The organism is Micromonospora sp. I033, assembly GCF_053890995.1.
Genome location: NZ_JBSSLX010000022.1, coordinates 1 through 20015, shown reverse-complemented (window position 1 = coordinate 20015; position 20015 = coordinate 1). Strand labels below are relative to the sequence as shown.

Sequence of the window (20015 nt, the reverse complement as noted above, 5' to 3'; positions counted from 1 at the left end):
TCACCCGCCGTACCCCGGGGGTCCGTCAGCGGACGGTCAGCGTGCCGACCGCCGGCAGCGGCGCGACCACCGGCGGCAGCCGCTTCGGCTCGCCCCGGCCGGGCTCGCCGGCCCGGGCCAGGTCGCTCTTCGACGCCTCCGCCCGGGTGGCCGCCGGCTCGTCCTGGAACGGCTGCGCGTCACCGGTGCAGAGCGTGCCGTTGGCGGGCAGCGTCCCGTTGAGCAGGTACGCGTCGACCGCGCCGGTCGCGCACGCCGAGGTGCCGTAGGCGGTGTGCCCCCAGCTGTCGCTGCTCAGCAGCCGGCTGTTCGGCAGCAGCTTCGCCGAGCTGACCGCGCCCTGGTAGTTGGTCGCCGGGTCCCAGTAGTTGCCGACCACCAGCACCGGGGCCGCGGTGGTCCGGTTGAACGGGCCGGTGAAGGCGTCCTCGTCCCGCACCGTCCAGGTGTTGCGGGCGCAGGGCGCCGTGCCCCAGGCCCAGGCCCGGCCGAAGTACGGCGCCCGCTTGTCCTCCCTGGCCGACAGCGCCGGCCAGGCGTCCGCGCTCTTCGGGTGGTAGGCGTCGGTGCAGTCGACGGTCAGGAAGGTCTCCAGCCCGTTGTCGTACGGGAAGTCGTAGCCTCGCTGCCGGCGGGCCTCGGCCGCCCGCTGGGCCAGCGCGGTGCGCGCCTCCGCCCGGGCCGGGGCGACGGCGGCCGGGTCGGTCAGCACCAGCAACTCACCGGTGAGGTCCACGATGTACTGCCAGCCGCTCGGGTCGTAGAGGTAGCTGAGGGTGGCGCCGACGAAGTCGGCGTAGCTCACGGTGAACTGCCCGAGATCCGGGTCGTCCACCACCAGCGGCTTCTTGCGCAGCCGCTGCGCCACCGTCTCGTACGTGGCGACCGGGTCGCCGGCGGACGCCAGCGCGCACTTCTCCGCGCCGGCCTTGGCGCACCGGATCAGGATCTCGTGCAGCGCCCGGTACGCGCCGTCGGCGCTGCGCAGCCGGGTCTCCTGGAGCAGGTTGCGGGCCTTGCCCTGGCCGACCCAGGCGTTCGGGTTGAGCACGCCGTCGACCACCAGGGCGCGGAACCGGTCCGGGAACATGTTGGCGTAGTACTGCCCCAGCGCGCTGCCGTAGCTGAAGCCCAGGTAGCTGAGCTTCTTGTCGCCGACCGCCCGGCGCAGCACGTCCATGTCGCGGGCCACCTCGGCGGTGGACGCCGCGCCGGTCAGCGGCCTGCCGGTGGTCGAGCAGCCCCGGCCGACCGCCTTCGACGCGGCGAGGTACGCCTTCTCCTCGGCCTTCGTGTACGGGAAGGCGACGGTCAACCCGGCGTACGCCCGGGTCTGGTCCTTCACGGACGGGAAGCACTTGACGTTGTCGCTGGCGGCGACGCCGCGCGGGTCGACGCCGACGATGTCGAAGCGGTCGAGCAGGTCGTCGCCGAGGAAGTAGGGCGCGGCCAGCGCGATGCTGGTGCCGGAGCCGCCCGGGCCGCCCGGGTTGAGGAACAGGCTGCCGATCTTGTGCTGCTGGTCTCGGGCCTTCACCCGGAGCACCGCCACCTCGGTGGTGGCCCCCTTCGGGTTGTCGTAGTCCAGCGGGAGCCGGACGGTGGCGCACTCGGCGTAGTCGTAGCAGGCGTACCAGTCGAGCTTCGGCGTGGGCACGCGGTCGACCCGGCGCGCCTCGGCGGCGCTGGTCCGGTCGTACGCCGGCGGCTGCGGCGTCGCGGCCGCCGCCGCGGCGGGCCAGACCGCCGATCCGGCGAGGACGATGCCGGCGATCCCAGTTGCGGTGAGGGACCGGTGTGCACGTGGCATGTGGCTGCCTTCCGGTGGGGAACGTGGTCCGTCGAGGAGACCTCGACCCCCGTCACTTTAGGGATCACGACCAACCGGAGCGGCCCGCCATACGCGGACAGAAGCGACAGATTGCCGATTGATGTAACGAATTTTTCTTGATCGACGTTTTTTGCCTCCTCCATCCTGGAGGGTGAGCCGGCCGGAGACGGGTCCGGCGGGACGCCGTCCCGGTCCGGCGGTTGACAGGTCGACGCCCTGGGCCATGCTTGTCGGGTGAGTTCGTTCCCGAAGCCCGATGCGCGGGTCAAGGCCGTCGTCGCGTCGCTGGCGGCGGTCGCGGCGCTGGTGACGCTGGCGGTGTGGCGCCCCGCCGGCATCCTGTCGGTGGTGCTGGCCCTGGTCTGTGTCCTGCTCGGCATGATCGCCGGGGTGACGGTGACCGCCGCCCGGCAGGCCCCCCGCAGCGCCGACGCCCCGACCGAGGAGTGGCCGTCCCCCGCCGCGTACGGAGTGGACGCCGACACGCTGGAGGCGATCGACCCCCGGGCCGTCCGGCGGCTGCGCACGCCCGACGGCTACGCGGGTGACGCCGACACGTTGGAGACGCTCGACCCGCGGGCGGTCCGGGAGCTGCGGGAGTCCGGTGGCGGCTACCCGGTGGACGCCGAGACGCTGGGGACGCTCGACCCGCGGGCGGTGCGGCAGCAGCGGGCGGCGAACGGGGTCAGCGACCGGTGAGGGTGGGCACGGCCAGCGCGTCCACGCCCCGCCCCGCCAGACACCGGTAGGTGCGGTCCAGGCCCGTCCCGGCCGGCGGCAGCACCTCCAGGTTCCAGCCGGTCACCTGCCGGATGCCACTGGTCAGCCGGAACGTGCTGACGCTGCAGACGCGCTGGACCGCCGGGTCGGCGACCACCGCGTCGTGGCCGGCGCCGGCCAGCGCGGCCGGCAGGTCGCCCTCGACGTAGGTCTCCCAGGTGTGCCGGCCGTCGCACGGCACCCGGGTCGCCTCGGCCCGGTCGCGGCGCAGCCGCACCGGCCCGTAACACTCCAGTTCGGACGCGCAGTGGGCGCCCGCCGGCAGCCGGACGTCGCCCGCCGCGCAGCCGGGCAGCACCCGCGCCCCGGACGGCTCGACCGCCCCGCTGGCCACCGGCGTCGGTGACACCACGGTCGGCCCGCCGCCGGCCAGCCAGGCGCCGGCGCCGGCCGAGGCGGCCAGCGCGAGCATGCCCGCCCCGCCCAGGAACCAGCGGCGCGGCCAGCGCCGGCCGCGGGTCGGCACGGTCGGGTGGGCGTCCTCCGCCGGCGGCCGGGGGCTCGGCTGGCCGGTGCGGGCCAGCGGGTGGCCGCCGGTGGTCGGGCCGCCGCTGACCGGCCCGCCCGGGTACGGCGCGCCGCTCACCGGGGCGGCGCCCGGGTCCAGCGGCAGCGCGGCGAGCATGCCGCGCAGCTCGACGGCGGAGGGGCGCTCGCCCGGGTCGTTGGCCATGCCCAGCCGCAGCACGTCGACCAGCTCGTCGGGCACCCCGGGCAGGCCGGGGATCGGCTGCTGGAACATCTCCAGCACGGTGACCAGGCTCGGGTTGCGTTCGGACTGCCACCGGGGCGGGCGGCCGTGCATCACCGCGTAGAGGGTGGCGCACAGCGCGTAGACGTCGACCGCCGGGCTGGGCGGGCTGTGGCTGAACATCTCCGGCGGCGCGTACGCCGGGGTGAGCACCTCCAGCGTGACCGAGGCGTCGCGCACCTCGGCCAGCACCGCCAGCCCGAAGTCGGCCAGCACCGCCGGGTTGAAGTGCGAGTAGAGGATGTTGGCCGGCTTCACGTCCCGGTGCAGCACCCCGGCCGCGTGCGAGTGGGCCAGCGCGTCGGCGATCTTCACACCGAGGTCACGGGCCTCCACGGCACCCAACGGGCGCCTGCGCATCCGCTCCGCGTACGAGCCGTCGCAGAGCTCCATGATCAGGTAGGGGTGCTGGTCGACGGTGACCCCGACGTCGAAGAGGTCCACCACGTGCGGGTGGGAGGACATCTTGCCGGCGGCCCGCGCCTCGCGCAGGAAGCGCGCCTGGTCCCGCTCGCTGTCCAGCGTGCGGTTCTCCACCTTGACGGCGACCTCACGCCCCACCGAGATCTGGGTGGCCCGGTAGACGGTGGCGTAGCCACCCCGGGCGAAGACCTCCAGGTCGGTCAGACCGGGCACGATGGGCAGCCGCAGGGCGCCGGGCGGGGTCTCGGTCACGGCTCGAAAATACCCAACGGTTCCGGTCGCTCAGCGCACCGCGTCGGTCGCCGGCACCGCGTCCGGGCCCGCGACGGTGTCGTCCGGCGCACCCGACCCGGCCGGCCCGGCGGCCGCCCGGCGGGCGTCCCACCACAGGCCGACGGCGGTCGCCACCGCGCCCAGGCCCTCCCAGGCGGCCACCCCGAAGAACCGGTCCGGGGCGACGTCGGAGAGCACCGCGATGCTGAAGACGGTGAAGGTGACCAGCCGGAACCAGACGGTGAACCGGTAGAACGGCCGCCATTCGGTGGCCACGGCGAGCAGGTAGTAGACGCCCATGTTGAACGAGGCCATCGAGGACGCGGTGAGGAACGTGCCGGTGTAGTCACCCGGGGCGCGCTCGGCCGGCACCTCGAAGCCGAGCAGGCGCAGCTGCGTCTCCGGCCAGATCAGCCCCAGCGCGCCGAGCAGCAGCGCCAGGAGCCCGAAGACCGCGATCGTCCAGCCGGCGCCGGAGCGCGGCAGCCTCATCGTTCCTCCCCAACCCGCGGCCGTCGACGTGGGCGGCCCTCCCTGGCCCCCCACGCTAACCGCCGCCTCCGACGGGCACATCCCCGGAACCGGCAGAACCGGCGGCGGGATCAGCCCCCGGCGAGGCGGGTGCGGAGCGCGTCGGCGACGGCCCGTTCACTGCGCTGCTCCGTGGCGTACGCCAGCCGTACCGCCTCCTCGGCGCTGGCCAGCGCCTCGGCCGGGCGGCCGCAGGCGGCCAGCGCCTCGGCCAGCACCATCCGCGCGATGACCTGGCTGCGCACGTCCTCGGCCGGGGCGGAGACCGCCCGCTGCGCCCAGTCCAGCGCCTGCTCGCGCTGGCCGTGGGCGAGCAGCGCGGAGGCGTACCGGGCCATGGTCTGCCGACGGGAGAAGAGCAGCGACGGACTGTTCGCGGCGGCGGTGGCGACCGGCGCGAGCAGCCCCACCGCGGTCGCCGGGTCGCCGGCGGCGAGCCGGGCCATGGCGAGCAGCACCCGGGGCGCCACCTGGGCGGGGGCCTGCGGATTGTGGGGCTCCACCGTGGTCAGCACCGACCGGGCCTCCCGCTCGGCGGTCCCCGCGTCGCCCATGTCCAGCGCCACGAAGCCGCGCATGGTCCCGGCCATCCCGGTGAGCAGCGGGTGCGCGGTGCGGTCGGCGTAGGCGAGCGCGTCGGTGAGCAGGTCGGCGGCGTGCTCGGGCTCGCCCAGCCCGCGGGCCACCACCCCGCGCACGACCAGCGCGAAGCCCTGCCCCCAGTCGTCGCCGACCTCGGCGAACTCCCGGTACGCCCGGCGGGCCGCGCGGTCCGCCTCGGCCAGCTCACCCAGCTCGGCCGTGGCGTACGCCTCGACGGCGCGGAGCGTGCCCACCGCCCACGCCTCGCCGACCCGCTCGCCGAACGGCAGGAACACCTGCGCCATCCGGCACGCCTCGCGGAGCCGGCCGGCGAGCAGCCGGGCGAACGCGGTGGTGCCGCGCAGCCAGGCCCGCCCGTACGGGTCCTTCAGCTCGGCGAAGAGCCGGGCGGCCCGGCCGAGCACCGCGTCGGTGCCGGCGAAGTCGCCCCGGGTGGTGGTCACCCAGGCGAGGTTCTGCAACGACCAGGCCTGCCCGCGCGGGTCCTTGGCGGCGAGGCTGACCTGGTAGGAGGCGGCCAGCCGGCTGCTCGCCTGACCCAGCCGGCCGGCGATGAAGTCGGCCATGCCGAGCCGGCGCATGGCGGAGGCGCGCATGGTCGGCAGGTTGGCGGCCGTGGCCACCTGCAACGCCTCCTGCCAGCTCCGCTCGGCGCGGGCGGCGTCGCCCAGGGTCTGGTGGGCCTGCCCGGCCAGCAGCAGGGCGCTGGTCCGGGTGGCCGCCGCGTCGCCGGCGTTGGCGGCGATCTTCTCGGCGAAGGCGAGCGCGTCGGTCGGGCGGCCGATCTGGAGGAGTGCCCGGGCGTGCACCACCCGGTCGGCCAGCGGCACCCCGTCGCGGGCCAGCTCGGCGGCGCGTTCGGCGTACTCGACGGCCAGCGCCGGCTCCCCCGACCGCAGCGCGCGGCGGGCGGCCCGGCCCAGCGCGGCCACCCCCAGCGGGACCACCGCCCGGGCCGGCGCGTCCGGGCGGAGCTTGACGGCGTCGGCGAGCCCGGCGGCCCGCTCGACGTGCTCGGCGACAAAGTCGTCCCGGGCGGACTCGGTGAACCCGCCGGGCGGCGTGGCGACGCCCTCGGCGCTCTCCGGGGCGGCCCAGCGGGCCAGCGCGGCATGCCGCTCGGCCAGCTCGGCCTTGCTCACCCCGGCGTACGCGGCCTCGCGCATCAGCGGGGTGGCGAAGGCGAACCCGGTGCGGGAGCGGTGCAGCATGCGGCGTTGCAGCAGCTCCTCCACGGCCCGGTCCAGCTCGACCGCGGCCACCGCGGCCGGCCGGCCGTCCCGCCCGACGCGCTGCTCGCGCAGCGCCTCCAGCGCGCCGCCGGGCACCGCGTCGCCGACCACCGCGGCGTCCCGCAGCACCGAGCGGGCGTCCGGCGGCAGCGCGTCGATACGCGCGGCGAGCACGGCGGCCAGGTCCCGGGAGAGCAGCCGGCTGCCCAGCGAGCCGGGCGCCAGCCGCCAGCCGACGTTGGCGTCCCGCCCCGGGCCGGCGGTCAGCGCACCGCGCTCCATCAGCAGGGTGACCAGCTCGGCCAGGTAGAACGGGTTGCCCTGGGCGGTGGCGAGCAGCCGGTCGGCGTCGGCCGGCGACAGCTTGCCGCCACCCAGGTAGCTGGTGAGCAGCCGGGAGGCGTCGGCGCCGCGCAGCGGGGGCAGCGCGTGCACCTCGGCGTCCGCGACCCGGGTCAGCGCGCCGGCGGTCCGCACCAGCTCGGGCCGGCCGAGCAGCAGCACCAGCACCGGGCCACCGAGCCGGTGGAGGGTCAGCGCGAGCGACTTGATCGTCTCCGCCGTGGCGTCGTGCAGGTCGTCCACCACGATCACCAGCGGCGCCTCCAGGGCGAGCGCGCTGAGCAGCTCGGCGACCGCGTTGGGCACCGCCTCGGCGTCCGGCGGCGGGGAGGCGGCGTTCCACTCGCCGTTCTCGCTGGCGGCGGGCAGTTCGGCGTACCCGAGCAGGGCCAGGAGCTGGTCCACGGCGAGCGGGGGCAGGTCGCCGGGGAGCCGGGCCAGGCGCTGCCCGAGGCGGCGCAGCCGCTCCTCGACGGCCGGCCGGGTGAGCGCGGTGGCGGCGTCGTTGGGCAGGCCGACCGCCGCGCGGACCAGGTCGGCGAGGGGCGCGAGCCGGCGTCGCTCGCCGAACGCGGCGCAGCGGACGGAGAGCACCCGGGCGCCGGTGTGCGCGGCGTACCGGCCGGCGCCGACGTCGTAGCCGGCGGCGAGGCGTTCCACCTCGGCGGCGAACCGGGACTTGCCGATCCCCGCCTCGGCGGTCATCAGCAGCACCCGCGGCTCGCCCCGGTCGATCACCTCGGCGAGCCGGCCGGCGACCCGGCCGATCTCGGTCTCCCGGCCCACGAAGGGCGCCTCGTCGCCGAGGCCGGACCGGGTGCCCGGCGCGTCCAGCAGGCCCAGCAGCTCGTACGCCTCCACCGGCTCGCGCTTGCCCTTGAGCCGCAGCGGCCGCAGCGCCCGCCACGAGGCGACGTGCCGGGTGGCGGCGGAGGTGCGCGCGCCGGCGTAGACCGCGCCGACGGCGGCGGCGTCGGCCAGCCGGGCCGCGGTGTTCACCGTGTCGCCGATGACCGTGTACTCGATGGCGGCCTGGATGCCGGCGATCACGTCGCCGGTGTTCAGCCCGACCCGCAGGCCGAGCGGCGCGCCGCCGCCCCGCTCGTCGTCGAGCACCCGGCGGACCGCCCGTTGCATGGAGAGCGCGGCCCGGACGGCCCGCTCGGCGTCGTCCTCGTGCGCCACCGGCGCGCCGAAGACCGCCATGATCCCGTCGCCGGTGAGCTTGTCGACGTGCCCGCCGAAGGTCTTGACCGCGCCGGCCAGGGCGGCCAGCACCCGGTCGGTGACCGCGCCGACCCGTTCCGGGTCGAGGTCCTCCGACCAGGAGGTGAAGTCGGAGAGGTCGCCGAAGAGCACGGTGACCACCCGCCGCTCGGCGGCGGGCAGCGTGGCGGCGGCCGGCAGCGCGGCTCCGCAGTTGTGGCAGAACCGCGCGCCGGGTACGGCGACGGTTCCACACACCGGGCAGGTCACGGTTGCTCCAACCCCGTTGCCCCGGTGCCGGATTCCCGGGACGGCACCCCGAGGTACTCCAACTGGGCCCGGACCGACCATTCGGCGGCCCACCACAGCGACCGGTCGACGTCCGCGTAGACCCGCTCGACCACCTCGGGCGCGGTGGTCGCGCCGGCGGCGACCGCCGCGCGGACCTGATCGAGCCGGGCCCGCCGGTGGGCCAGGTAGAACTCGGCCGCCGCGCCGCAGTCGGCCAGCGCCGGGCCGTGCCCCGGCAGCGCCGGGATCCCCCGGTACGTGGCGAGCAGCTCCAGGCTCGACAGGTAGTCGCCGAGGTGCCCGTCCGGGTGGGCGACCACGGTGGTGCCCCGCCCGAGGATGGTGTCGCCGGTGAGCACGACCCGCTCGTCGCCGTGCCCGGCCAGGAAGCAGACCGAGTCGGCGGTGTGCCCGGGCGTGCTCAGCAGGCGGATCTCCAGGCCGGCGTCGAGCGCGGCGTCCGGGGTCAGCGGCGCGGCGCCCACCGTGTACGCCGGGTCGACGGCGAGGACCGGCGCCCCGCCGAGCAGCTCGCTCAGCCGCGGCGCGCCCTCGGTGTGATCGGCGTGCCCGTGGGTGATCAGCACGAAGCCGACCGGGCCGTGCGCGGCGAGCGCGGCCAGGTGCTCCTCGTCGGCCGGACCGGGGTCGACCACGACGGCGTGCTCCGCGCCCGGGGCACGCAGCACCCAGGTGTTCGTGCCGTCGAGCGTCATCGGCCCCGGGTTCGGGGCACGCACCAGCGTCACCCACTCCGGCAGCTCGTCCGCGAGCGCCCCGGCGGCTCCGGTCACAGGCCCCATGGCAGCGATCGTACGACCCCGCCCGCCACCTCCCGCGATCTTGCAGTTCCGGAACGGGTTATGTCCCCTTGCGGGCCGTCTGCCCACCCGGCACCGCAAGATCGCGGGTACGGAGCGTCAGGCGACCTCGACGATGACCTCGACCTCGACGGGGGCGTCGAGGGGAAGCTCGGCCACGCCCACCGCGCTGCGGGCGTGCCGGCCGGCCTCGCCGAAGACGGCGCCGAACAGCTCGGAGGCGCCGTTGACCACGCCGGGCTGGCCGGTGAAGCCGGGCGCGCTGGCCACGAAGCCGGTCAGCTTCACGATCTTGACCACGTTCTCCAGGCCGACCAGCGAGTCGATCGCGGCGAGCGCGTTCAGCGCGCACCGCTGCGCCAGGTCCTTCGCCTGCTCGGCGGAGACGCCGTTGCCGACCTTGCCGGTGGCGAGCAGCTTGCCCTCGGCGAGCGGGAGCTGGCCGGAGACGTAGACGTGCTGCCCGGACTGGACGGCCGGCACGTAGCTGGCCAGCGGCGCCGCCACCTCGGGCAGGGTCAGGCCCAGTTCCGCGAGCTTCGCGTGCGGTCCGTTGCTCATCCGCCTCAGCCCTTCGGACGCTTCAGGTAGGCGACGAGCTGCTCCGGGTTCGGCCCGGGAACCACGGAAACCAGCTCCCAGCCGTCCTCGCCCCAGTTGTCGAGGATCTGCTTGGTCGCGTGGACCAGCAACGGGACCGTGGCGTATTCCCACTTCTGCATCGGGTAGAGGCTCCCTTGCCTGGCATGTACTTCGGTCAGGCACAGCCTACGGTCCGGCGCCGCTACGAGGACGCGGGACGCTGCCCGGGCGTACCGGACGGCTCGCCGCAGGGGCCCTCGTGCTCGTACCGCTGCGGGCACCGGGTGCGGTCGGGCAGCAGCAGGTCGCAGAAGACCCGGTGCCGGTTGTTCTGGTCGTCGGCCGTGGACACGGTGGTCTCGCCGGCGTCCAGCTCGGTGAGGAAGCCCAGCGAGGTGGCCACGGTGCCGGCGAGCGCGGTGGCGGCGGCCAGGTCGGGAACCCGGACGGGCAGGTGGATGACGTAGCCCGGCTCGTCCTCGTCCCGGCCCCGCCCGGCCGGCCGGACCAGGGTGCGGACCACCTCGGCCGGCGGGCGGTACGACCGCTCGTTGAACGGCCCTCCCGTGCCGGGCCCCTCGGCGTCGCCGGGCCGTCCCGCCCGCTCGCCGGGGGGAAACTGGGCTCGGGGAATGTTCTCCGCGTCGCGCATCCGCTGCCTCCGGGCGTCGTTCCTGTTCACCGTCACCACCATCCGGCTCGGCACCTTCGCCCGGTCCGGCCCCCGCGTCGCGACGAACGTAGGACCTGCGCGGAGTCCCGGCAACGGGACGCGCAGAGCCGATCACCTCCAGTCACATATGCGACACATTCCCGATCGGGAACGTGACGGCGGGTTCACGCCCGGCGTGGCGCGGCGCGGCGTACGCGGGGCTGGCAACCCGCCCGCCGACCGCTACCCTTCCGGTCTGGACGAGCGCCCCTGCTCGCCCGCCACGCTCGATCCCGTGTCCGTCGCCTGGGGCGGCGGCGGCGCGCCGCACTCCGGGGGAAGACATGACCCAACCGCCCATCGGTGGCGCCGCCGGCTCGCCCGGAGGTCCCGCCCACCACGAACCGCCCGCCGGCGCCGCGCCGGCCCCCGGGGCCCTGCCCGCCCCGGCGCCCGGCTACCCGCCGTACCCGCAACCGGCGGCCCCGAAGAAGCGGCGTGGCGTGCTGATCGCCTCGATCGTGCTGGCCGCGGCCATCCTGCTCTGCGGCGGTGGCGGCACGGCCGCGTTCCTCACCCTGCGGCAGGCCGAGGACGGTCAGGGCGCCAAGGAGCCGACGGTCGCGGTGGACGGCTTCCTCACCGCGGTCTACCAGGATCGGGACGCCCGCAAGGCGGCCACCTTCGTCTGCTCCGCCTCGCGCGACGACGAGAAGATCGCCGCCAAGATCGCCGAGGTGCGGAAGTACGCCGGGCAGTACCAGAGCCCGCGGTTCCGCTGGACCACCCCGAAGGTGGACAACCAGACCGGGGACCGGGCCACGGTCAGCACCAAGGTCACCATGACCACCGCCGACGAGAAGGTGGCCGACCAGGAGCTGCGCTTCACCGTGGTGCGGAAGACGGGTTGGTGGGTCTGCGAGGTCGCCTGACCGCGGCGGCTGGATAGGCTCGACGGGTGGCAGCGACTGAGCAGCCGGCCGAGTCCGCCGGCAGATGGCCGGCCCGCCTGCACGTGGTGACCGGCAAGGGCGGCACGGGCAAGACCAGCGTGGCGGCGGCGCTGGCCCTCGGGCTGGCCGCCGGCGGCCGGCGCACCCTGCTGGTCGAGGTGGAGGGGCGGCAGGGCATCGCCCAGCTGTTCGGCACCGACCCGCTGCCCTACGAGGAGCGGCACCTGGCCGACGCCCCGGGCGGCGGCGAGGTGCGCGCCCTGGCCGTGGACGCCGAGGAGGCGCTCCTCGAGTACCTGGACATGTTCTACAAGCTCGGCGCGGCCGGCCGGGCGCTGCGCAAGTTCGGCGCGATCGACTTCGCCACCACCATCGCGCCGGGCCTGCGGGACGTGCTGCTCACCGGCAAGGTCAAGGAGGCGACCACCCGCACCAGCGGGCAGCGCCGGACGTACGACGCGGTGGTGCTGGACGCGCCGCCGACCGGACGGATCGGCCGCTTCCTCAACGTCACGGCGGAGACCGCCCGGCTGGCCAAGGTCGGCCCGATCAAGACCCAGAGCGAGGGGGTCTCCGCGCTGCTCCGCTCACCGATGACCGCGGTGCACGTGGTCACGCTGCTGGAGGAGATGCCGGTCCAGGAGACCGTCGACGCCATCGCCGAGCTGACCAAGCTCGGCTTCCCGGTCGGCCGGGTGATCGTCAACGGAGCCCGGCCCCCGGTGCCGGCCGGCCGCCCGGTGACCAGCGCCGAGCTGAAGCGCGGGCTGGCCGCCGCCGGCCTGCCGACCGACGCCCGCACCGTGGCCGGCCTCGCCGCGGAGGCCCGCGACCAGCAGGTACGCCGGGAGCTGGAGGACTCGCTCCGCGCCGACCTGGTGGAGCTGGGCCTGCCCCTGACCGAGCTGCCGCTGCTGCCCGGCGGGGTCGACCGGGCGGGGCTGGCGACGCTGGCCGAGACGCTCGTCCGGGCGGATTGACTCACACCTGCGGCCGGCACGGAGCAGAGAGACCCTCAGGCCCGATACGCTCGATTGGTGCCTTCCGAAGACGCGGCGCCACCGCTGGACGTCGACCAGATCCTCGCCGACCCCGGCGTGCGGATCGTGGTCTGCTGCGGGGCGGGCGGAGTGGGCAAGACGACCACCGCGGCGGCGCTGGCGCTGCGGGCGGCCGAGCGGCACGGCCGGCGGACGGTGGTGCTCACCATCGACCCGGCCCGCCGGCTGGCCCAGTCGCTCGGCCTGACCGAGCTGGACAACACCCCGCGCCAGGTCAAGGGGATCGACGTCGAGTCCAGCGGCGGCCAGTTGCACGCCATGATGCTCGACATGAAGCGCACCTTCGACGACGTGGTGCTCCAGCACACCGATCCGGCGAAGGCGGCGGAGATCTTCGCCAACCCCTTCTACCAGGCCATGAGCTCCACCTTCGCCGGCACGCAGGAATACATGGCGATGGAGAAGCTGGGCCAGCTGCACGCCCGGGGCGAGTGGGACCTGATCGTGGTGGACACCCCGCCGTCCCGCTCGGCGCTGGATTTCCTTGACGCGCCGGCCCGGCTCTCCCGGTTCCTCGACGGCCGGATGCTGCGGCTGCTGCTCGCCCCGGCCCGCTCCGGCGGGCGGAGCATGTTCAGCTTCGTGACGGCCAGCTTCGGGATGTTCTCGAAGGTGGTGCAGAAGGTGATCGGCGCGCAACTGCTCACCGACCTGTCCGGCTTCGTCGCCGCGCTGGACTCGATGTTCGGCGGTTTCCGGCAGCGGGCCGAGCAGACGTACCGCATCCTCCAGGCCCGGGAGACGGCGTTCCTGCTGGTCGCGGCGCCGGAGCCGGACGCGGTCCGGGAGGCCGCCTACTTCGCCGGCCGGCTGCGCTCCGAGCGGATGCCGCTGGCCGGCCTGGTGCTCAACCGGGTGCACCGGCCGGCGGTGCCGGAGCTGTCCGCAGCGGACAGCCTGGCCGCCGCGGAGCGGCTGGCCGGCACGGGCGGGCACGAGGGTGCCGCCGAGGTGCTGCGGGCGCACGCCGCGCTCGCCGAGCAGGCGGTACGCGAGCAGCGGGTGGCGGCCCGGTTCACGGAGGAGTTCCCGGCGGTGCCGGCGGTGTCGGTGACGGCGCAGCCCGCCGACGTGCACGACGTCGACGGGCTGCGGACGATCGGCGAGGCGATCAGCCGGCGCTGAGGCGCGGACCGACCGGCGCGTCGGTCAGTTGGCCGTGGTCACGAGGACCTTGTCCCGACCGGCCTTCTCCTTGGCGTTCTTCTTCATGGCCGCCTCGAACATCTTGCGCCAGCTGGTCACCTGCGGGTGACGGCGCAGCAACGCCCGCCGCTCGCGTTCGGTCATGCCACCCCACACACCGAACTCGATCCGGTTGTCGAGCGCGTCGGCCAGGCACTCGTACCGAACTGGGCAACTCCGGCAGATCCTTTTCGCCACGTTCTGTTCGGCGCCCTGTACGAACAACGCGTCCGGGTCCCCGTTCTGACACGCCGCCAGTGACGGCCAGTCAGTGATCATGCCCATCTGTACACGTCCCCCCTTGCAGTACCTACCGACTTCGCGCGACCAGCCGTCAAATTCCCCCCCGGTCGTCCGGGCCGGCCTCCCCAGGGCGGCGCGGACGACGTGTGGCTGCTGTCGCCGCCACCATCATGCTGTGTAGTCGCCCGATTACGCAACGTTGTCGGCGAAATCCATCATTCCGGACACTCCCGGCTTCCCGGGCTTTCGCCCGCCGTCTACCCCGCCCGAGTACGGGAAAACGCTGCGCCACTCCCCCGTTCGGAGGAGACTTCTGCCAGGTTTCACGCAACCACGCACCGGGGTTCGTGCGTTTAGCACAACGAGGCCGGCGCGCGCAGGAAATGGGGAAACTTCCCCGCGCGCCCCTCGTTCCCTACTCGCGTACCCTGTCGAGGTGACCTGGATGCGGAAACGTGACCACAACGTGCTGACCAACGCCGCATCGCTACTCATCTGTGGCCTGTTGGCCGGCGTGGTGGTCGCGGCGGCGGCCTTCCCCGCGGTGGCGATGTCCGGCCTTGCCGCCAAGGCTGGCGCCGAGACCTTCGGCGCGCTCCCCAAGGAACTGACGGTGGCCCGGGCCCCGCAGATCAGTTACCTGCTCGCCGCCGACGGCAAGACCCCGCTGGCCACCATGTACGACGAGAACCGGCGCGACGTGAAGCTCAAGGACATCTCGCCGATCATGCAGAAGGCCATCATCGCGGCCGAGGACCACGACTTCTACAAGCACAACGGCGTGGACCTCAACGGCGTGGCCCGGGCGTTCGTCAACAACCAGTCCGGGGCCCAGCGGCAGGGCGCGTCGACGCTCACCATGCAGTACGTCCGGCTGGCCATCTCCTACTCGGCCACCCACCCGGCCGACGTGGTCGCCGCGACCGAGGACACCAGCGCCCGCAAGCTGCGCGAGATGCGCTACGCGCTCCAGATCGACAAGGAACTCTCCAAGGACGAGATCCTGGAGCGCTACCTGAACATCGCCGCCTTCGGCAACGGCGCGTACGGCATCTACGCCGCCAGCCAGGTCTACTTCGGCAAGGTGCCGAGCAAGCTCGACATCCAGGAGTCGGCGATGCTCGCCGGCATGGTGAAGGCGCCGACCGCGTTCGACCCCACCACCCCGGCCGGCTACCCGGAGGCGGTCGGCCGGCGCGACTACGTCATCGACAACATGGTGCAGACCGGCGCCATCACCCAGGAGCAGGCCGACCAGGCCAAGAAGATCAAGCTCCAGGTCAAGTCGAAGCGCACGCCGAACGGCTGCGTCTCCACCAACACCCGGTCCTGGGGCTTCTTCTGCGACTACTTCTACCGCTGGTGGCTCCAGCAGGAGACCTTCGGCGCCACCTCCTACGACCGGGAGCGGCGGCTGAAGAGCGGTGGCTACACCATCACCACCACCCTCGACGTGCAGGCGCAGAAGGCCGCCGACAAGGCGGTCCGCAACCACCTGAGCGAGGACAACAAGGCGGCCCGGATGGTCGCCGTCGTCGAGCCGGGCAGCGGCCGGGTCCGCGCCGTCGCGGTGAACCGCAACTTCAAGCTCGACGACCCGAACCGCCCGCAGAACAAGATCTCCAGCGATCCGAAGAAGGCCAAGAAGAACATCCGGGGCAACCGCCCGAACACGGTCAACCCGCTGATCAGTGGCGGCGGCGGCATCACCGGCTACCAGGCCGGCTCGACCTTCAAGATCTTCACGCTGGTGGCGGCCCTGGAGAAGGGCTACCCGCTCGACTACACGATCAACGCGCAGCCGCAGTTCAAGTCGGAATACATCATCGACTCGGGCAACGACGCCGCCTGCCCGGGCACGCACTTCTACTGCCCCACGAACGCCTCGAAGTCGATGGCCGGCGTGCACAACATGTGGAGCGCGTTCGGCTTCTCCGTCAACACCTACTTCGTCGCGCTCCAGCAGCAGGTCGGCGCGGAGAACGTGGTGAAGGCCGCGCAGAAGCTCGGCATCAGCTTCCGGGCGTCGAACGACGCCAAGTTCGCCGCGAACAAGGACGCCGCGCACCAGTGGGGCGCGTTCACCCTGGGCGTCTCGCAGACCACCCCGCTGGAACTGGCCAACGCGTACGCCACTCTGGCCGCGGACGGCAAATACTGCGAGCCGATCCCGGTCCAGGAGATCCGCGGCCCGGACGGCGAGAAGCTCGACATCGCCAACCCGCACTGCGAGCAGCGGGTGAGCACCGAGGTGGCCCGGGCCGCCGTGGACGCCGCCCGCTGCCCGGTCGGTGACCGCTCCTCGACCACCAAGTGCAAGACCGCCACCGCCGGCAACGTCCACAGCATCGTCAAGGCCCCGGTGGCCGGCAAGTCCGGCACCACCGACTCGGACAAGACCTCGGCCCTGGTCGCCATGACCAAGCAGTACGCGGTGGCCGGCATCCAGGCCGACCCGGACTGGCCGCAGACCAACCAGAAGATGGGCCACGACGTCCCGAACGGCATCAACCCGGCGGTCTACGAGACGCTGCGGGACGCCATGAAGGGCAAGGAACGGAAGGACTTCACCCCGCCCAGCGGGAAGATCGTCCTGGGCGACCAGCGGTCCATCCCGGGTGTGAAGTGCCAGTCCATCGACGACGCCAAGTCGCGGCTGCGCGGCGCGGGCTTCGAGCCGGTGGTGTCCAGCCAGAAGGTCCCGTCGGAGTGCCCCGAGGGCACCGCGGCCGGGACCAGCCCGGACGGGCGCACCATCAAGGGCGGCGTGGTGACCATCGAGGTCAGCGCCGGTGGCGGCAACCAGCCGAAGCCCGGACCCGGCGGGGTGATCGTCCCGCCGCCGGTCGGCCCCACCAAACCGGGCCGACCACGCGGCTGACCCGAGCAACGCCAGCGGGCGGGCACCCCACCGGGTGCCCGCCCGCTTCGTCGTCAGGAGGAGATCAGAGACCGAGCTGCCGGCGTACCTCGGCGGCGACGCGGCCGCCCTCGGCCCGGCCCGCCACCGCGGCCTGGGCCGCCTTCATGGCCGGGCCCATCTGCGCCTTGCCGGTGAAGCCGCCCGCGGCGAGCGCCCCCGAGACCAGCTCGGCCAGCTCGTCGTCGGAGAGCTGCTTCGGCAGGTAGCGCTCCAGCACCTCGCCCTCGGCGGTCTCCTTGCCGGCCTGCTCGGCGCGACCCGCGTCGGCGAAGGCGGTGGCCGCCTCGCGGCGCTTCTTCGCCTCCTTGGTCAGCACGGCGAGCACCTCGTCGTCGCTGAGCTCGCGCTTTTCCCGGCCGGCGACCTCGGCGTTGCCGACGGCCGCGAGGGCCATACGCAGCGTGGAGGTGGTCAGCTCGTCGCGCGCCTTGAGGGCGGCGCGCATGTCGGCGGTGAGACGGTCCTTCAGCGTGCTCATGGACGGTCAAACTACCCTGAACGCCATGCGAAAGCGCACACTATTCCGGCTCGCGGCCGGGACCGTCGTCGCCGGGGCGGCCACCCTGGCCTACGCGTCGCTCATCGAGCGCAACATGTTCACCCTGCGCCGGTACGACGTACCGGTGCTCCCGACCGACGCCGAGCCGCTGCGCGTACTGCACCTGTCGGACCTGCACATGATGCCCAACCAGCGGCGCAAGCAGGACTGGGTGGCCTCGCTGGCCGCCCTCGACCCCGACCTGGTGGTGGTCACCGGGGACAACATGGCCCACCCGGACGCGGTGCCGGGCGTGCTGCGCGCCCTGCAACCGCTGCTCGACCTGCCCGGCGCCTTCGTCTTCGGCTCCAACGACTACACCGGGCCGGTCCTGAAGAACCCGTTCACCTACTTCCTGCCCGACCGGGAGTACACCGAGGGCGTTCCGCTGCCGTACGAGGAACTGCGCGACGTCTTCACCGGCGCCGGCTGGGTCGACCTCAACAACGCGCGGACCACCCTCAAGGCCGGGGGCCGGGAGATCGAGCTGGTCGGCGTGGACGACCCGCACATCGAGCGGGACGACTACCCGGCCGTGGCCGGGCCGGTCAGCCCGGGGGCGGCGCTCTCCGTCGCGCTGGCCCACTCCCCGGAGCCGGCCGTGCTGGACCGGATGGCCGCCGACGGCTTCGGGCTGCTGCTCGCCGGGCACACCCACGGTGGGCAGGTCTGCGTGCCCGGCTACGGCGCCCTGGTCACCAACTGCGGGCTGCCCCGGTCGATGGCCCGCGGGCTGCACCGCTGGCCCGGCTCCGACTCCTGGCTGCACGTCTCGGCCGGCCTGGGCACCCACCCCACCGCGCCGGTGCGCTTCGCCTGCCCGCCGGAGGCGAGCGTCCTCACGCTGATCCCCCGCTGACCGCACGACCCCGGGGGTACCGAGTTTGACCATCGGAGCGGGTGGGCTACTATTTGTCGGCACGCCTCGGGGTGTGGCGCAGCTTGGTAGCGCGCTTCGTTCGGGACGAAGAGGTCGTCGGTTCGAATCCGGCCACCCCGACCAGAGGTAAGAGGCCGCATTCGGTTCACCGGGTGCGGCCTCTGGCGTTCCCCGGAACACCACCGCAGGCTCCCACACCGTCGACGGGACGGGCTGCACGCGTCCGGCCACCGGCGGTTGATCCGATCACCTGGCAAGGTTGATGCCATGGCCGCCAAGATCCGATCCCGCCTGACCGATTGGACCACCGTCCTCCCCGTGGTCGCGATCCTGGTGCTCGCGGCCACCTGGGATCGGCACCTCCCGGGCCCGCTGGTCGCGGTGGTGGCCGCGCTGCTCGCCGGGGCCGTGCTGGCGGCCGTGCACCACGCCGAGGTGGTGGCGCACCGGGTGGGCGAGCCGCTGGGCTCGCTGGTGCTCGCGGTGGCGGTCACCGTGATCGAGGTCGGCCTGATCGTCACGCTGATGATCAGCGGCGGCGACAAGACGCAGGCGTTGGCCCGGGACACCGTCTTCGCCGCCGTGATGATCACCTGCAACGGGATCCTCGGCCTGTCGCTGCTGCTCGGCGCGCTACGCCGCCGGGTGGCGGTGTTCAACCCGGAGGGCACCGGCGGGGCGCTGGCCACCGTGGCCACGCTCGCCACCCTCAGCATGGTGGTGCCCACCTTCACCACGAGCCGGCCCGGTCCGGAGTTCTCCCCCGCGCAGCTCGCCTTCGCGGCGGTCGCCTCGCTCGCCCTGTACGGCCTGTTCGTGATGGTGCAGACCGGCCGGCACCGCGACTACTTCCTGCCGGTGACCCAGGAGGGCAGCATCATGCCCGAGGACGCCGACGGCGACGGGCACGCCGACCCGCCGTCCACCCGTACCGCCCTGGCCAGCCTGGCGCTGCTGGTGGTGGCCCTGGTCGCGGTGGTCGGGGACGCGAAGTCCATCTCCCCGACGATCGAGGCGGGCGTCGAGGCCGCCAACCTGCCGCAGGCGTTCGTCGGCGTGGTCATCGCGTTGCTGGTGCTGTTGCCGGAGACCCTGGCCGCCGCCCGGGCGGCCCGCCGGGACCGGGTGCAGATCAGCCTGAACCTGGCGCTCGGTTCGGCCATGGCCAGCATCGGGCTGACCATCCCGGCCATCGCCCTGGCCTCGATCTGGCTGGACGGCCCGCTGCTGCTGGGCCTGGGCGGCACCCAGCTGACGCTGCTCGCGCTGACCGCGGTGACCGGCGTGCTCACCGTGGTGCCGGGCCGGGCGACCGTGCTCCAGGGTGGGGTGCACCTGGTGCTGCTCGCCGCGTTCGTCTTCCTGGCGGCCAGTCCGTGACGGGTCAGTCGTGCAGTTCGGTGCGCGCGACCTCGGCGAACGCCGCCGACAGGTAGTCGGCCAGGGGCCGTCCGGTGGCCGCCAGCAGGTCGGCCACGAGCAGCGGGGCGTGCCGGGCGATCGCGGCCGGATCGGGCGGCGCGTCGTCGTCGCCCGGGTCGTAGACGCCGAGCGCGCTCGCCAGCAGCACCAGCAGCACGTGCGGGTCGACGTCGGGCCGCCAGGTCGCGGTGGACCGGACGCAGCGCTCCAGCACCTGGCGTACGTCGTCGCCGGCCAGCCCGTCCGGGTGGCTCTCCTCCAGTAGCAGCCGGACCACCCCGCCGAGCACCAGCCCGGCCCGGTCCGCGGCGGCGAGCCGCTCGACCGCCGGCTGGTACGCCCCGGCGTCCCGGGCCCGGGCGGCGTCGACCGCCTCGGTGGCGGCCTGCGCGATCTCGCGCGCCGGGGCGGGCAGGTGGCGCCAGGTGGTGGTCACCGCGCCAGCATGGCAGACGCCGTTAGCTTGCTCACCCGCCGGCTCTGCCCAGCGCG

General features: G+C 74.1%; 18 protein-coding genes and 1 tRNA gene. 8 read left to right on the top strand and 11 right to left on the bottom strand.

The genetic code is table 11. The features are described from left to right. Window positions 1–25: 25 nt before the first annotated feature. A complete protein-coding gene (locus tag ACW0Q9_RS06455) occupies window positions 26–1810 on the bottom strand; it encodes an alpha/beta hydrolase (protein WP_456179012.1) in 1785 nt (594 codons plus the stop codon). A 255-nt stretch (window positions 1811–2065) separates the two neighbouring features. On the opposite strand from ACW0Q9_RS06455, the gene ACW0Q9_RS06450 reads away from it, so the two are divergent. Then, the gene (locus ACW0Q9_RS06450; RefSeq protein ID WP_456179011.1) at window positions 2066–2530 is read left to right on the top strand and encodes a hypothetical protein; all 465 of its coding nucleotides are present in this window, start codon (window positions 2066–2068) and stop codon (window positions 2528–2530) included. Here the strand turns inward: ACW0Q9_RS06450 and ACW0Q9_RS06445 are convergent. The 7 genes from ACW0Q9_RS06445 to ACW0Q9_RS06415 all read right to left on the bottom strand — a co-directional run bounded on the left by ACW0Q9_RS06445 (window position 2517) and on the right by ACW0Q9_RS06415 (window position 10318). Continuing rightward, window positions 2517–4037 carry a protein kinase domain-containing protein gene (locus tag ACW0Q9_RS06445; protein ID WP_456179010.1) on the bottom strand — a complete coding sequence of 507 codons (1521 nt, stop codon included), beginning with the start codon at window positions 4035–4037 and terminating at the stop codon, window positions 2517–2519. The genes ACW0Q9_RS06450 and ACW0Q9_RS06445 overlap by 14 nt on opposite strands. A 30-nt stretch (window positions 4038–4067) precedes the next feature. Beyond that, window positions 4068–4550 (bottom strand): hypothetical protein, encoded by a 483-nt coding sequence (locus ACW0Q9_RS06440; RefSeq protein WP_456179009.1) that lies wholly within the window; start codon window positions 4548–4550, stop codon window positions 4068–4070. A 110-nt stretch (window positions 4551–4660) separates the two neighbouring features. Then, window positions 4661–8242: an adenylate/guanylate cyclase domain-containing protein gene (locus tag ACW0Q9_RS06435; protein WP_456179008.1), complete on the bottom strand. Its 3582-nt coding sequence runs from the start codon at window positions 8240–8242 to the stop codon at window positions 4661–4663. Beyond that, the gene (locus ACW0Q9_RS06430; protein ID WP_456179007.1) at window positions 8239–9066 is read right to left on the bottom strand and encodes an MBL fold metallo-hydrolase; all 828 of its coding nucleotides are present in this window, start codon (window positions 9064–9066) and stop codon (window positions 8239–8241) included. Before ACW0Q9_RS06430 ends, ACW0Q9_RS06435 begins: the two co-directional genes overlap by 4 nt. A 117-nt stretch (window positions 9067–9183) precedes the next feature. Beyond that, complete coding sequence (locus ACW0Q9_RS06425) at window positions 9184–9645, bottom strand: RidA family protein (RefSeq protein ID WP_456179006.1); 462 nt, start codon at window positions 9643–9645, stop codon at window positions 9184–9186. A gap of 5 nt (window positions 9646–9650) precedes the next feature. Next, entirely contained in the window at window positions 9651–9806 is a 156-nt protein-coding gene (locus ACW0Q9_RS06420; RefSeq protein WP_013289021.1) for a DUF4177 domain-containing protein, read from the bottom strand. A gap of 62 nt (window positions 9807–9868) precedes the next feature. Beyond that, window positions 9869–10318: a hypothetical protein gene (locus ACW0Q9_RS06415; protein WP_456179034.1), complete on the bottom strand. Its 450-nt coding sequence runs from the start codon at window positions 10316–10318 to the stop codon at window positions 9869–9871. Window positions 10319–10662: 344 nt separating this feature from the next. Between ACW0Q9_RS06415 and ACW0Q9_RS06410 the strand changes: the two genes are divergently transcribed. From ACW0Q9_RS06410 to ACW0Q9_RS06400, 3 genes are read left to right on the top strand one after another with little or no spacing between them, the layout of a single operon-like run. Next, window positions 10663–11250 carry an Rv0361 family membrane protein gene (locus ACW0Q9_RS06410; RefSeq protein ID WP_456179005.1) on the top strand — a complete coding sequence of 196 codons (588 nt, stop codon included), beginning with the start codon at window positions 10663–10665 and terminating at the stop codon, window positions 11248–11250. A 26-nt stretch (window positions 11251–11276) separates the two neighbouring features. Continuing rightward, entirely contained in the window at window positions 11277–12251 is a 975-nt protein-coding gene (locus tag ACW0Q9_RS06405; protein ID WP_456179004.1) for an ArsA-related P-loop ATPase, read from the top strand. Between the two features lie 54 nt (window positions 12252–12305). After that, window positions 12306–13457, top strand: coding sequence for an ArsA family ATPase (locus tag ACW0Q9_RS06400; RefSeq protein WP_456179003.1), 1152 nt, complete (start codon window positions 12306–12308; stop codon window positions 13455–13457). 24 nt (window positions 13458–13481) lie between these two features. Here the strand turns inward: ACW0Q9_RS06400 and ACW0Q9_RS06395 are convergent, their stop codons facing one another. Beyond that, window positions 13482–13802, bottom strand: coding sequence for a WhiB family transcriptional regulator (locus tag ACW0Q9_RS06395; RefSeq protein WP_091266889.1), 321 nt, complete (start codon window positions 13800–13802; stop codon window positions 13482–13484). Between the two features lie 403 nt (window positions 13803–14205). Here ACW0Q9_RS06395 and ACW0Q9_RS06390 point away from each other — a divergent pair, with 403 nt between their 5' ends. Then, window positions 14206–16641: a penicillin-binding protein gene (locus ACW0Q9_RS06390; protein WP_456179002.1), complete on the top strand. Its 2436-nt coding sequence runs from the start codon at window positions 14206–14208 to the stop codon at window positions 16639–16641. A gap of 64 nt (window positions 16642–16705) precedes the next feature. Here the strand turns inward: ACW0Q9_RS06390 and ACW0Q9_RS06385 are convergent, their stop codons facing one another. Beyond that, window positions 16706–17161, bottom strand: coding sequence for a GatB/YqeY domain-containing protein (locus ACW0Q9_RS06385; RefSeq protein ID WP_313724044.1), 456 nt, complete (start codon window positions 17159–17161; stop codon window positions 16706–16708). A 25-nt stretch (window positions 17162–17186) separates the two neighbouring features. Here ACW0Q9_RS06385 and ACW0Q9_RS06380 point away from each other — a divergent pair, with 25 nt between their 5' ends. From ACW0Q9_RS06380 to ACW0Q9_RS06370, 3 genes are all read left to right on the top strand, one after another. Further along, window positions 17187–18080 (top strand): metallophosphoesterase, encoded by an 894-nt coding sequence (locus ACW0Q9_RS06380; RefSeq protein ID WP_456179001.1) that lies wholly within the window; start codon window positions 17187–17189, stop codon window positions 18078–18080. A gap of 67 nt (window positions 18081–18147) precedes the next feature. After that, window positions 18148–18224 (top strand) — tRNA-Pro (locus ACW0Q9_RS06375). Between the two features lie 144 nt (window positions 18225–18368). After that, complete coding sequence (locus tag ACW0Q9_RS06370; protein ID WP_456179000.1) at window positions 18369–19481, top strand: calcium:proton antiporter; 1113 nt, start codon at window positions 18369–18371, stop codon at window positions 19479–19481. Between the two features lie 4 nt (window positions 19482–19485). On the opposite strand, the gene ACW0Q9_RS06365 is transcribed toward ACW0Q9_RS06370, so the two are convergent. Beyond that, window positions 19486–19959, bottom strand: coding sequence for a hypothetical protein (locus tag ACW0Q9_RS06365; RefSeq protein WP_456178999.1), 474 nt, complete (start codon window positions 19957–19959; stop codon window positions 19486–19488). Window positions 19960–20015 lie beyond the last annotated feature (56 nt).

Bases quoted from the DNA above. Each gene is read 5' to 3' on its own strand.
- ACW0Q9_RS06380 (WP_456179001.1), top strand. From the start codon at position 17,187: ATGCGAAAGCGCACACTATTCCGGCTCGCGGCCGGGACCGTCGTCGCC.
- ACW0Q9_RS06415 (WP_456179034.1), bottom strand. From the start codon at position 10,318: ATGCGCGACGCGGAGAACATTCCCCGAGCCCAGTTTCCCCCCGGCGAG.
- ACW0Q9_RS06370 (WP_456179000.1), top strand. From the start codon at position 18,369: ATGGCCGCCAAGATCCGATCCCGCCTGACCGATTGGACCACCGTCCTC.
- ACW0Q9_RS06420 (WP_013289021.1), bottom strand. From the start codon at position 9,806: ATGCAGAAGTGGGAATACGCCACGGTCCCGTTGCTGGTCCACGCGACC.
- ACW0Q9_RS06425 (WP_456179006.1), bottom strand. From the start codon at position 9,645: ATGAGCAACGGACCGCACGCGAAGCTCGCGGAACTGGGCCTGACCCTG.
- ACW0Q9_RS06440 (WP_456179009.1), bottom strand. From the start codon at position 4,550: ATGAGGCTGCCGCGCTCCGGCGCCGGCTGGACGATCGCGGTCTTCGGG.
- ACW0Q9_RS06430 (WP_456179007.1), bottom strand. From the start codon at position 9,066: ATGGGGCCTGTGACCGGAGCCGCCGGGGCGCTCGCGGACGAGCTGCCG.
- ACW0Q9_RS06395 (WP_091266889.1), bottom strand. From the start codon at position 13,802: ATGGGCATGATCACTGACTGGCCGTCACTGGCGGCGTGTCAGAACGGG.
- ACW0Q9_RS06385 (WP_313724044.1), bottom strand. From the start codon at position 17,161: ATGAGCACGCTGAAGGACCGTCTCACCGCCGACATGCGCGCCGCCCTC.
- ACW0Q9_RS06410 (WP_456179005.1), top strand. From the start codon at position 10,663: ATGACCCAACCGCCCATCGGTGGCGCCGCCGGCTCGCCCGGAGGTCCC.
- ACW0Q9_RS06455 (WP_456179012.1), bottom strand. From the start codon at position 1,810: ATGCCACGTGCACACCGGTCCCTCACCGCAACTGGGATCGCCGGCATC.
- ACW0Q9_RS06390 (WP_456179002.1), top strand. From the start codon at position 14,206: ATGCGGAAACGTGACCACAACGTGCTGACCAACGCCGCATCGCTACTC.